The sequence below is a fragment of the Bdellovibrionales bacterium genome (assembly GCA_019750295.1).
Taxonomy (GTDB): domain Bacteria; phylum Bdellovibrionota; class Bdellovibrionia; order Bdellovibrionales; family JAGQZY01; genus JAIEOS01.
Genome location: JAIEOS010000059.1, coordinates 14035 through 26649, shown reverse-complemented (window position 1 = coordinate 26649; position 12615 = coordinate 14035). Strand labels below are relative to the sequence as shown.

Annotated in this window: 13 protein-coding genes; 6 read left to right on the top strand and 7 right to left on the bottom strand. The window is 44.9% G+C overall.

From position 1 onward, the window contains the following. Window positions 1-63 precede the first annotated feature (63 nt). Window positions 64-1422: a serine protease gene (locus K2Q26_10760; protein ID MBY0315993.1), complete on the top strand. Its 1359-nt coding sequence runs from the start codon at window positions 64-66 to the stop codon at window positions 1420-1422. 28 nt (window positions 1423-1450) lie between these two features. Then, the gene (locus K2Q26_10755) at window positions 1451-2500 is read left to right on the top strand and encodes an FHA domain-containing protein (GenBank protein MBY0315992.1); all 1050 of its coding nucleotides are present in this window, start codon (window positions 1451-1453) and stop codon (window positions 2498-2500) included. On the opposite strand, the gene K2Q26_10750 is transcribed toward K2Q26_10755, so the two are convergent. Continuing rightward, window positions 2490-2840 carry a hypothetical protein gene (locus tag K2Q26_10750; protein MBY0315991.1) on the bottom strand — a complete coding sequence of 117 codons (351 nt, stop codon included), beginning with the start codon at window positions 2838-2840 and terminating at the stop codon, window positions 2490-2492. The two genes, K2Q26_10755 and K2Q26_10750, sit on opposite strands and share 11 nt — an antisense overlap. A 181-nt stretch (window positions 2841-3021) precedes the next feature. Between K2Q26_10750 and K2Q26_10745 the strand changes: the two genes are divergently transcribed. Next, the gene (locus tag K2Q26_10745; protein MBY0315990.1) at window positions 3022-3780 is read left to right on the top strand and encodes a hypothetical protein; all 759 of its coding nucleotides are present in this window, start codon (window positions 3022-3024) and stop codon (window positions 3778-3780) included. After that, window positions 3761-4537, top strand: coding sequence for a hypothetical protein (locus tag K2Q26_10740; GenBank protein ID MBY0315989.1), 777 nt, complete (start codon window positions 3761-3763; stop codon window positions 4535-4537). The genes K2Q26_10745 and K2Q26_10740 overlap by 20 nt, the downstream gene beginning before the upstream one ends. Here the strand turns inward: K2Q26_10740 and K2Q26_10735 are convergent. Continuing rightward, window positions 4529-5302: a PD-(D/E)XK nuclease family protein gene (locus tag K2Q26_10735; GenBank protein ID MBY0315988.1), complete on the bottom strand. Its 774-nt coding sequence runs from the start codon at window positions 5300-5302 to the stop codon at window positions 4529-4531. The two genes, K2Q26_10740 and K2Q26_10735, sit on opposite strands and share 9 nt — an antisense overlap. 101 nt (window positions 5303-5403) lie before the next feature. Here K2Q26_10735 and K2Q26_10730 point away from each other — a divergent pair, with 101 nt between their 5' ends. Both K2Q26_10730 and K2Q26_10725 read left to right on the top strand, forming a co-directional pair. Then, window positions 5404-6612 carry a dicarboxylate/amino acid:cation symporter gene (locus tag K2Q26_10730; GenBank protein ID MBY0315987.1) on the top strand — a complete coding sequence of 403 codons (1209 nt, stop codon included), beginning with the start codon at window positions 5404-5406 and terminating at the stop codon, window positions 6610-6612. Between the two features lie 75 nt (window positions 6613-6687). Next, window positions 6688-7971, top strand: coding sequence for a penicillin-binding protein (locus K2Q26_10725; protein MBY0315986.1), 1284 nt, complete (start codon window positions 6688-6690; stop codon window positions 7969-7971). Here the strand turns inward: K2Q26_10725 and cysE are convergent. The 5 genes from cysE to K2Q26_10700 form a co-directional block, all read right to left on the bottom strand. Next, window positions 7968-8471, bottom strand: coding sequence for a serine O-acetyltransferase (gene cysE, locus K2Q26_10720; protein MBY0315985.1), 504 nt, complete (start codon window positions 8469-8471; stop codon window positions 7968-7970). The genes K2Q26_10725 and cysE overlap by 4 nt on opposite strands. Next, complete coding sequence (locus K2Q26_10715) at window positions 8459-9445, bottom strand: HD domain-containing protein (GenBank protein MBY0315984.1); 987 nt, start codon at window positions 9443-9445, stop codon at window positions 8459-8461. Before K2Q26_10715 ends, cysE begins: the two co-directional genes overlap by 13 nt. After that, window positions 9445-10017 (bottom strand): hypothetical protein, encoded by a 573-nt coding sequence (locus tag K2Q26_10710; GenBank protein ID MBY0315983.1) that lies wholly within the window; start codon window positions 10015-10017, stop codon window positions 9445-9447. The genes K2Q26_10715 and K2Q26_10710 overlap by 1 nt, the downstream gene beginning before the upstream one ends. Then, window positions 10017-11729 (bottom strand): tetratricopeptide repeat protein, encoded by a 1713-nt coding sequence (locus K2Q26_10705; GenBank protein MBY0315982.1) that lies wholly within the window; start codon window positions 11727-11729, stop codon window positions 10017-10019. The genes K2Q26_10710 and K2Q26_10705 overlap by 1 nt, the downstream gene beginning before the upstream one ends. 88 nt (window positions 11730-11817) lie before the next feature. Next, window positions 11818-12558: a dual specificity protein phosphatase family protein gene (locus tag K2Q26_10700; protein ID MBY0315981.1), complete on the bottom strand. Its 741-nt coding sequence runs from the start codon at window positions 12556-12558 to the stop codon at window positions 11818-11820. Window positions 12559-12615: the final 57 nt, after the last annotated feature.

The window sequence follows — 12615 nt, the reverse complement described above, 5'->3', positions numbered from 1 at the left end:
TTAAAAGTACGTCCAGCGGCGACTAATGTTTTAGAAAACTGCCAAAAATTACGATACGTTATCGTGCCGTGGATTCTTTTTTTTATATTTAGTTTTACCGTCTCTCTTTCTCCGGCGGAGGAGTTGCCAACCCTTTTGGAAAACACCGCGAGTGTCGAAAAAATTGAGGCCGATGTTTTATATGAAAAATATAAAAATCTTGTCACTCGAATTTTAGTTCGCGGTCAAAAGAGTACAGATCGGAAGAGTCAGGGAACGGCTTTTGTAGTCAACGGAAATGATGGGATTTTGATGACGTCCTATCGACTAGTTGCTGATAAAGTCACAAACGCTTCCAAATACAATGTCTCAATCAGCTATCTCAATTCAGAAATACCCGTTGATATCATCTATGTGGATATCGTGACGGACCTCGCGTTACTAAAGACTTCTCAGGGAGTCCAATTTCCGAGTCAACTTAAAATTTCTAACTTAGCGCTCTCCGCCTCCGGCGAAATTATTTACTCAATGGGTTTCCCGATCGATCAAAAACTCAACATCATGATCGGAAGCTTTGTAGGCACAGTGCATATTGGCTACTCCAAAGTGAGCCAAGCGACACTGGCTCTCGCGCCAGGAATGGAGGGCGGTCCTTGTTTTAATGACAAAGGTGAAGTCGTTGGCGTCAATCGAACTTTAGAGAAGGACTCCACCACCAACACGACCCTTTCCACGCTTACCAATCTCTCCCATATTCACTCCATGCTTAATAATGGGCTCAAGAAGGGTTCCGACAAATTCTATATCTCTAAAGTTCCATTGATCGAACAAATTCTATACAACATCAACTCCTACGAAAAGTTTTATCAGCGAAATCCTACACAAACTCATCCAGAGTTCAAAATTGAACACCTGAACTTCTCTTTTCCAGTAAGTGGCATCCATTGCGAAAAAAGTGTTCGTGGGAAAGAAAAAGCGACTTATCTCGCCTGCAAGAACGATAGTGTTTCCTACTTAGGAAAAAATCTTCGCGCATTTTCGTTCTCAACTGAGGCTTATCTCAATATAGTCTCTTCCATCGCCAAAAATGAAAATGCATACTCGTTTGAAAAAAAATCCGCAGAGATCGAAAGAGAGCTTCGCGGCTTCGTCGATAGAAGACCCTCGTCGCAATCACCGAACGCCTCGACTCTGGGATCCAAAATGTACTGTAATTTTCACCACATTAGAAACAAAAATGATACCCACATAATCGCGCGATTGTGTAGTCGCCCAATCCCCAACTTCCCCGGCCTATATGTTACATTTGTAAAAACAGATGTGATGGATAGCAAGCAACGAAGGATTTCTTTTAACACCACAATTCAATCCATGAGTATGGAAAAAACAGCCTCAATCTTAAATTATTTTTGGAATAGTATCTATGAAGACAAAAAAAATTAGGATTGAAATAAAAAATAAAGAAGGAGTTGTGCTCTTTAAAAGAGAGGCCAGCCAATTTCCTTTGATCATCGGCCGAAAGGCTCCGGCGGATATCATCATTGAGAATGCTTTCGTTTCGAATTCGCATTGTCGCTTGAGCAAGGTCGGAGAAAAATTCCTATTCGAAGATTTAAATAGCACCAACGGCTCGTTTGTCGGACGCAAAAAAGTCGAATCTTTTGAGATCGACGACCTTGCCAATATCCGAATTGGGACCGAAATCTTTCTGTTCTTCTCTGTTCCTGTTCAAGACCTCGAAATCGAAGAGAAAACTCGGGTACCGATTCCTCCTACAACGAGAGACGATATTTTAGTTCGGCAACCCCAAGCGTTTACGCTTATGGAGCACAACTACAAACGTTATCAATTTTTTAGGGAGGTCGATCTCGATCACTTTCTCCTTCCTTTTATGGATCTAAGCTATAAAAGCTTTCTCACTTTGTACTTTATGGCAGGAACACTGTTTGCGACTCTATTCCAAGTGACTTTTGAGCAGAGATCTCCAGTACTCGCAGCAATAGATACGTTAATTCACCTTACGATCTTCCTTTTAGTTATGCTAGTTCTGGCCGGACTTCTTACTCTGCCGGGATGGCTGGCAAAGCGTGGAAGCTCGTTTAAAAGGATCTACTTTGTTCTCATCATTTGGTTTCTAATTGTGCACTTTGAAAAATATGTGCTTTTACCGTTTACGGTTTCGTCGACGACAGGTCTTGTGTTTAAGATCCTTTGCCATTCGTTTTTGATTCTTGGTGCTCTTCTCGTGCAATACGTGTTTTTTGGTTCTATCATCGATAGGAAAGTAGTACCCCGTTTGACGTTATTGCTCTTAGGCATGCTCATTATTCCCGCTGCTTTTGATCTTATTGACCATAAAAATTTAGATCAAAAATCTCTAAGAGAAATTTATGAGCGTGACGCTGTTGGTTTTATCAGTCGGGTGCCGATGCCAGAGCAGTCGGTGGACGAAGCCACCGCGGCGCTGATGGACTTTGATAAAACCCTTCGCGCCCCGGCTCAAACCAAATCTAATCAATAGTTCTGAAGTAGAAACGTGCGGATTCTCCGCGATGGTGATCGTACATCTTGAAATCGGTTTGGAAATTATAAGCTTTCTTTATCACACACTCCCAAGATTCTCCGGGCTTCATGTTATCTCCATGGGCACAGGGAGCTCCGGCAGTGATATGTAATTGGTGATCCACGGAATCCTCATTAATGATTCGCAAAATGTCTCCCAAACGGGCCTCTACCGGCTTCTCCGGGGAGTTCCAAGATTTGTCTCCCGTACCCATGGGAATTCTAAATTCCACTGTATCCGCCAAAACCACATTTAAACTCAATAACCCCAAAATCGAAATCAATAAAAATTGAATCATACGTTAACCCTCCAGGACTCCCAGTCTAGGCGAGTGCGACGAAATTGTTAAAGGCTGCGACCTCCCGTGCATTATTTACAGACGAGTTTTCAAACCAATATCCAACTAGCGCTTGAGAGGTGCACCAACTTGCACTAGAAAGGGCTTACCCCCTTGAAAAACCACATTGGAAAGAAAAGAAATGCGATTTCTAATCCTTTTGATCATCTCTGCTGTCTACGCGCCATTGGCTCAGGCCGATGCACTAAGGGCTTGCTATGATTTATGGAGAAAACCAGCCACGATCTTCGACCGGCGGAATAGCCTATTCACCAGCGCCTCCGCACGTCTGACGGATCTCGCTCTTAACGATCAGTTGATACATCAGGAGCACCCATTGCTTCGGCGAGAAGGTCTTCTTGTGGAAAATGGAGGCTTGTGTTCCTACGTCTCGGCGCTCTATGCCATCCATGGACTTCATGCCCATCACGGATTTCCCACCCAGGGATTTGTCAACGAAGGGGCTGCGCAAAAAGTAAAGGGACTCTTGCGCTTGGCTTTAGATTTTTATAATCATGACGGGCGTTTTGGAAGCAATCTCGACCTCATCGCAGGGGTTATCAATAAAAACATTGCCCAAGGTAATACCGGTCTAAAGCTCAACGCCACCCATCGGCAATTTCAAATTCGCGAACACGAAATACTCCCAGAAAAAAACGCAGTCCATTTGGTCGTTGTTAACTTTGGATTGGAGAGACACACCATTGTTATCCTAGACATCGATATCGCCCATCAAACACTGACCTACCTCGATCCCCACAATCCTCGCTTTCCAAGAACGGTTTCTTATAAAATGGGGACGACACGATATGGAGATGGAGTGATTCTGGATTACGGTATCGGTTATGGACTTGGGCAAATTATCGAGTTATTAATAATGCGTGCTACACCCTCCTCCTGACTTTCGACAATCACTTCACTCTCATGCCAACTTTTGGCTATGGAAATTACGATCGCGGCTCAAATTTCAAAGAAACGGGTACAAAGAGAAGACTTTAGCTGCGCCCGCGCCCGAGGTTCAAAGACTATTAGATAAGTATCTCGTTCGGCATCAGTCTTCGCTCTCCACCTATGCCCTTCACAAAAACGCGCAAACCCTCAGTTGGCTCGAAATAATTTTAGACGAAATCACACTTGAATCGATCAAAGACGTTGTCGATGCCGGCTGCCAAGACTTTATTCGACTCCCTTCCCTCCGAGCCTTCTTGCGAAGTAAAAGTTCAGATCCAACGATTACGGGAATCGAAATCGATGCCTACCCGATCTTAAATGACTTCCACTCCCGTTGGGATCGTGCTCACTATTATATTTCCTTAGAGAAGGACCAAGCCCGTTACATCGCCGCCGACTTTTTCGATTGGAGCGGAAATGCGGATCTCGTTTTTAGTTTTTTTCCATTTGTGTCGAACTACCCAGCTTTAAAGTGGGGATTGCCGGTAAGATTTGCAAGTGCCACACAGTGGATTGACAGTTTTCAAAGGGTCCTTAGACTTGGTGGGTTCGCCGTGGTGGTTCACCATCTTGCCGAGGAGCAAATTGTATTTGATGAAGCTCGCAAGAATTTAAAGAGCTCTTTGCACCTCTTAAAACGTAAATCTTTCGAGAACAGTCTTCTTGGTAACGCTCAAGCCTTCGTTAGTCTATACCAGCTAAAATAAAGTCATCTGCTGTCGTTCAGATTCGGCCCTGGCCTCGTAATAGGCACACATATCGCAGTCCGTTCCTGATCGTGGAGGTAAATTGGAGTTTAGACATTCTTTGATTTCTGGAATCAGAGGCTCCACCCAAGAATAGTCGATGTCATAGGGTAATACCGAAATATCAAAATCTAATCGCGAATCAAATCGTTTGCGATCTGTTTTGCCGTTACAGTAGACAAAATATCCCGTGGCAGCGACCTTAAAGCCATTTTTTTTAAAGAGCCACGCGTAAAATGCCATCTGTCTTTTATATTCAATTTGCCATTCGGCATCGAGCGACACCGGTTCAGTTTTAGATGTCGCTTTGTAATCGACGATGATGAGTTCTTTTTGAGAATTAATCCAGATGTCGTCCACTCCGCCGGTAAAGATCAGATTGCTATTCTCGTCGTGGTACTGAATCCCTCGGCGAAGCGAGTCGCGCCACGCCTCGAGCTCTTCGTGAGCATACGGCACACCATCGATTTTGTGAGCGATCATGAGTGGATGTGGCATTTTACATTCGCGATAACTATCAAACTCATTTTTTAATAAAGTATCCACGGCAGAGTTCAAATTGAATGGGAAGCCCGGAGGCTGACCGATACCTAAACGTCGATCATTATAAAAACACCGGGGGCAGTTCAAAAACAAATCCACTTTACTGCGGCTGATCTTGTAAGGTTTATCGGAGGTGGGATCAAAAACGTTGCGAGCTCTCTTGGGATTATAGAATTTGGACATTCCCTTAAAATATATAAAAACTCACCAAAATCAATGGAGTTATTTGGTTGCTTCTCCTTGGGCTGAAGGATAATGATAGAAACTGACGCGGGGGCGAGTCCATGAAAATCTCATTCACATTACAAATTCTTATCGCTCTAGGCTTGGGCCTCATCACCGGACTTTATCTGGGCCCCGAGGCTAAGCCTCTAGGAGAACTGAGCCAATTGATCATTAATATTATCAAGATGACTGCCGCCCCGCTGTTGTTTTTTGCGATTCTTGGCGCTGTCGTAAAAACTCATGTGCAGATGAGAGACGGAATAAAAATGGTCTGCATTGCTCTCCTCAATGCGGCACTCGCAGTGAGCTTAGGGCTTTTCCTATCACACCTATTTGACGTTGGATCCGTATTAAAGCAATTGGCGCTGACCATTGATACTACGCAGTCTCAAATGCAAAACGCCGGGGAAATTCATTTTTTACAAACTTTTATGAGCTATTTTCCCAAAAGCTTTATCGCACCTTTTGTGGACAATTCGATTATACCTATCATTCTGCTCGCAATTTTTATTGGCGCGGGACTTCGCTCTCTGAGAAATTCACAAAGTACACCGCTAATTCTCGAGCCCCTCATCACCGAATTCTTAAGCCTGTTTGAACGACTCATAACTTGGCTCGTGAAGTTGACCCCGATCGCCGTTTTTGCAGCGGTGGCGAAATCCGTAGGAGAATACGGGCTAGCGCCGTTACAAAGTTTAATTTATTTTGTCGGCGTTGTACTCTTGGGTTTTTTGCTTCACGTGGGAATTGTCTATCAAGCTTGGATTCATTTCGTCGTAAAAATGCCCCTTCCTCTTTTTTGGCGGGAAGCCAAAGTCCCCATCATCAATTCCATCGGCACCAATAGTAGCCTCGCCACATTACCTCTCACTTTAAAAGCTTTGGATCGACTGAAGGTTTCAAGATCGGCTTCGGCTCTTGGAGCCTGCGTGGGTACAAATTTAAATAATGATGGCATTATTTTGTACGAAGCCATGGCTGCAATTTTTATTGCCCAAGCCATTGGAATTGAACTTTCTCTCTCCCAGCAGCTATTGACGGTACTGTCCTGTATGGTCGCCGCCATGGGCGTTGCCGGAGTGCCAGAGGCGGGTTTTATTTCACTCTCCTTAGTGCTCGCCACCGTGGGTTTACCGATGGAACTTTTGCCCCTTCTTCTCACTGTGGACTGGATTCTTGCGAGAGCCCGTTCAGTGGTCAACGTCATTAGCGACATGACCGTATCACTTGTGCTTCATCGTTTTGAAACACCAGGGTCAAAAAACTAGCCTAGACTCGTAAACCCAAATAGACTTATCCTAAGAGTCTGTAAAAACTGAAATTTACTACGTTAGGGTTGAAGCATGGTTGCTACGGTCGGTCGATACAAATGGATTTTGCTGGTGTTGGCATCAGCGTTTACGATGATTCTTTTACAGATTTCATTTTTAACACAAGAGATCGTGTCTCCAGCGTCCGAGGAAACGATCCGCAATAATCTGGATGAGCGAACCACACTGTCTCAAGCTTTGGCGCCTTATTTTGAGAAAATGGAGTTCCCCACGGAACTTGTTTTAAAAAATCTCAATGAGGACCACGAGGACGAAGAAAAATACACCGTAGAGTACACGGTTGATAACGCTCTCCAAAGCCAAGCCGATAAACTTCTGAGCCAATATAAACCGGATTACGGCGCGATTTTTATGATGGACGCGGAAACCGGAAAAGTGATCGTTTATTCCAGCTTTCAGAGAGATGCGCAAGAGCCCGTGAATCTCATTAAACGAGCCTCTTACCCTGCCGCTTCGGTTTTTAAAATTGTAACGGCAACGGCGGCGATCGACAAAGCCGGCTTACAGCCCGGTCACAAAATTCAGTTCAATGGAGGGAATTGGACGCTTTATAAGAAAAATGTCATGCTCGACAAAATCAATCGCTGGACGCGCACCGTTTCACTTCGTGAGGCGTTTGCGAAATCCATGAACACTCCTTTTGGAAAAATTGGCCTGAGTATTTCGCCCACTGATCTTGAGGACTACTCCACTCGCTTTATGTTTAATCAAGTCATTCCCACAGATTTTCCAGTGGATACGGGGACCGCAGTGATTCCTTCGGAAAAAACTTTCGAACTCACAGAGGCGGCCTCTGGCTTTACAAAACACACTCGTATGAGCCCAGTTCAAGGGGCTATGATCGCCGCTTCTATCATCAATGATGGTGCTATGGTCGTTCCGTATATGGTGAGTTCTCTTCGCGACAAAGACGGAAATATCGTCTACCGCGGCGAAGGACTCGAGCGTGGAAGCGTGATGTCCACAGCCTCCGCCGAAAAAATTCGCGAAATGATGAGCGAAACTTTAGTGACGGGAACTTCTCGAAAAACTTTCCGCAATTTAATTCGCAATAAAAAATATCAACAGATTGAGATGGGTGGGAAAACCGGTCACCTCACTGGAGATAACCCTCAAGGCAGTGTGGATTGGTTCGTTGGTTATGCTTCCGATGGTGACCGACATATTGCGATCGCTGCACTCACCGTCAATAAAAAATACTGGACGGTCAAGTCATCTCACTTGGGGCAAACACTCTTCAAAAAGTATTTTGATCCCGCCGTACAAGTGGCCAAACTAGGCCCAGTGAATTACTAACCGATAGGACGTGCCGGAGCGCCCGCGACGGTGGTGCCGGCATCGACATCTTTAGTGACTACAGAATTGGCTCCGACGGTACTTCCCGTTCTTAGAACAATATTCCCGAGAACCTTGGCACCGCTTCCCACCAACACACCATTTTCAAGGGTAGGATGTCGCTTTCCACCCTCGCGATTCACTCCACCTAACGTCACTCCGTGATAGATCATGCAGTCGTCACCGATCTCTGCGGTTTCTCCGATGACGACTCCCGAACCATGATCGATGAATAATCGTTGCCCAATTTTCGCTCCGGGATGAATCTCAATCAATGTGATCCAGCGCGAGAATTCGGCAATGAGCCGTGCCAAGAAATAAAGTTCAAGATTGTAAAGTTGATGAGCCAAACGATGAAAGAATATCGCTTTAGGGCCGGGATAAAGTAAGGCCACTTCGATCAATGATTTTGCGGCTGGATCGTTCTTCCGGTATACATTTAAAAATTCTACGAGTCCCACTGCTTCCCTTTAAGGTAAAAATAACGATCAAACAACTGAGAGTGCTGAGACCAATTAGCGTCGTGGCTCGCAATGCTCATGGCCGATTGAATCGAATCGATTTTACTATCCATGTCGTCCAACATCCATACGACGTAAGCTTCCAGAGTCTGTGGGAGCTTTGGAGAGCCATATTCATACTTGCCATGATGGCTAAGTACAATATGTTTGCAAAGATCTTTCAGCGCGCTCGGAAACTGCGGAATTTTTGATGCTTTTCTTTCGATCAATTCTACACCCATGGCCATATGCCCGATCAAACGCCCCTGATCCGTGTAGGAAATACCACCTTGATCGATTTTAAATTCCCAAATTTTACCTATGTCGTGAAATACCGCACCAAAAAGGACGAGATCACGATTAACCGCAGGATATAAGGGTGTCACAACGTTGGCGAGGCGGCAAATCGATACGATGTGCTCAATGAGGCCCCCCAATTTTGCGTGATGAACCGATTTCGCCGCCGGTGAAATCATAAGTAATGGCTTTATCTCCTCGTCGGTGATGGTATCACTCAAAAGTTGTCGGACATGATGATCTTTGACCGAAGCGACTATACTCTGGAGTTCGAGGAAGATGGCCTCTGGCTCCACGTTTGATTTTTTTAAAAATTGGGTCATATCCGTATCGCCGCTAAATCGCTCTAACTTGTGAATAATAAATTGCATCCGGTTTTGATAGAGTTGCACGACACCGCGCACACTCACGATGTCTCCCGATTCGAAAGCCCTATCTATAGCTTCGACATTATCCCAAATTTTTGAGTCCATATCTCCGGAACAATCACTCAACAGCAAGCTAATATAGGCTTTGCCTTTTTTATCTTTTAAAAGAACTTTGTTTCGTGCAACGAATTGGGTGGCGACCGCCTGCTTATCTTTAAGATCGGCAATAAAAATTTTTGCGACTTTGTCTGGAGTCGAATCTGAAGACATTAGGACCCCACTCTGCAGAGTTTCTGCAAAAGGCGACCGTCTCGCAGTTTAAAATAACCGACGCGCAAAGTGGTTCCCTCGAGAACGGTCAGCAAATAATCACCGCCGAGCACATGAATGTAGTGCGAACTAAAATTAGAAACTGGAATCCCCTCGGCACCAAATTCGGAAAGACGTTTGTTAAACACCAGTGATTGACCGCATTCCATTCCGAAAATGTTATTACCGACCGTGATGGGTTCGTACTGGCTTATAAAAAACATTCGACTTTGCCCAGGAAGGTCCTCGGAAGGTGCAATCATCATTTTAAAATTCTTATGCCGGGCCGTGATGATTCCCGCAAGATCCAATACCCTTTGGGACGCACCGACCGTTTTTGTTTGATCTATCTCGGGCCCTTTAAAAGAAACGAGAAGATCCACGAACACTATTTTAAGAGGAGTCTCTTTATTGAGTCCATATTCTGATTTTACTTTATCGAGAACTTCGATAGGAACACGAATATCACCACTGCGATCCGCTTGAGCCATCGCGGAGATGAAACTCAAAAGAATAAAAACAATTCCTCGCATTACTGCATCCTAAGAAGAGGGATATAAGTATTAGATTCGCGAAGACCCGCATAGACACTCTGTTTTTCTGAACCGTCACCCGCTTTTGCTAAATAGGCGTGGAGAGGTGCCACCGAAGAAACTTTGTCTTGATACTGTCTTAAACATTTGGTGTCTTTGAGTCGGCTACAAACTTTGATCGCCACTTGATAAAATAACTTATCTGTTGCCCCTTGCTGCGCAGCTACATCGAGAGAAACGCGGGCTTTTTCAAAGTCTCCAATTTTATATTTAATGAGCGCTTGGGCCACCAGAGGCATCGAGTTTGTCGGACTCTTTTGCGCCCAACCCTCGGCAATTTGCGTGGCCTGAATATCATTATTGGTTTTATAAGCACAAATAAATCTCACGAAGTACTGGTCGTCGTTTTTCATTACATTGGACAACTCATTGCACATCGGTTGAAAAAAGCTCCAGCTGAGACCGCGCCAATCCAGCATCGTGATATGAGTGTGGTCCGGCGTCTGATCAGGATCCACCATCAGAGCGTTTCGCAAATACCGCGTCACCGTCGCAAGGTCTTTTCCCAAACGAAGACTGGCGTAAGCCTGCATAAAAAGAATTTCCTGCTTACCATCGTGATAACGATTGGCTAACTGTCCTGCGAGAGTGAATGCACTCTCAAAGCTCGCCTTACTTTTCGTTTTCATGCCCTGGAAAATGTAAGTTTCTAAAAGATAAAGATAAGGAATGACATTATTCTGCTGAAGCTGTGTGGCTTGAGACAACAATCTCGCCGCATCGGAATACTGCTCCGTTGCGAGATGCGCAAAACCGCTGTTTACAATCGCCGGGAAGTAGCTCTCGTCGGTTTTAAGGGCTTCGTCATAATATCGATTCGCCATTTTATACTGGTTTTCATAAGCGTAAGTTAAACCGATCAGAGTATGGGCCAGCACCACGTTTTCTTTTTTGTACTGCCCTCCGATCACCTTCTCGAGCAGACTTCGCGAAGCCATGGGTTGGTTTTCGACTTGGGTATACAAAGGAGCCAATTCAAAAATGAGATCCGCATCTTTAGAATTCAACTGCTGTGCTTTTTTAAAGTATTTGAGAGCCTCCGACCATTCCCCTATTTTTTTATGCTCGAGACCTTTATCGACAAGAACTAAGAATTGATTCTTGGCTGGCTCTGGGCTGACCGAAACTTCTTTTTTGGGTTGCGGCTTGAGTAGCATGTACGCAGCGCTGAGACCAATCATCACGACAACCCCATAAAGCCAAAACATCAAATGGTTATTGGAACGCTCGTGGTGAGACGCTTTGGGCGGAGGCGGGGGCACCGGCGTTTCTCGAGGGCGCTCGAGCTCGACACTTCGAGACGTCTCTATGTTGTGGATGGGAGTACTGGTCTGGTCCATGGGAGTAGGTGTGTGACTGGTAATATCCAAAGTTCGCGTAAAACTGGTATTGCCCTCAGTTTTGGTAAACGTGAACTCCGAGGCCTCACTCTTTTGTTTTTTAAGCTTTTCAACGGCGGCCGTAAACAGCGCCTGACTCTGCAACGGTCTCCACCGGTCCATCGGAGAAATAGACTCATGAAAGGGTTTAAACTCTGTGGATGTAAGTTTAAGAACAATTTCGTTAAACGAATAGGGACCGAGGATTCGACTATCGACTTTAACCAGCCAACAAGGGTCATTATCACTAAAACGCCGATTAAAATCTGCCATATAAAAAGCCTACATGGCAAACAGGGTCAGGACAAGTCCTAGCTCCCTGAATTCATGCTGAAACTTATTGCAGCTTGCGCGAAAGGCATTACGCGCGACGTGTTTTTTCGACGAAATGAAGGAACTCCTGCTGAGAGCCCGCCAAAGTATAGAATGGATTCCGCTCGCTGATGACACCTTTGAGCTCCGTCAGGGATTTTCCCATGAGCATATGGGCCGCGATGATAATTGTCGATGTACGGCCAATACCGGCTAAGCAATGAACCGCGACCACCTGCTTATCTTTTTGAGCCTGTTTGAGAATCTCCACAAACTGTTCCACCTGAGGCAATGTCGGCGCCCCTAAATCCTGAATACTGAGGTGATGAAGTTTAAAGTGTTCGCCTAAGATATCGGTATTGTGATGATCTTCTGGGAGACTCACAATCTGATGGATCCCCTTCTGCTTTAGAAAGTCCACTTCCTGATTGAGGCGCGAAGAACTGACATTGAATTTGAGATGACCGTCACGGATTTCCACATTTTCTAAAATTTGAGTCCGTTCTGCGAGACGAAAGAGAATTTCCTGGAATCGCTGATGATCCTCGAAGACTTTTAAGAATTCCGGACCTGTCACATGATCATGTTTATAAAATTTAAAGATTTTGGGCCCGTAGATTTGCAAATGGTGTTTGAAGGATTCTAAAGAAACCGGTTTCCCCGAATGCTGCCCAACCCATCCCATCAGAATCGCCTCATCAAACGGTAAGTCAAACCAATGATAGGAATTAAATCCTGGGCGCGCCATTCCCGCAATCGATCCTTCTTTAAACCACCAAAAAGATTTCATTTTATATCCTTATTCCCTATTCACTAAAATATTATGAATTGCGATTCAACTGAATTT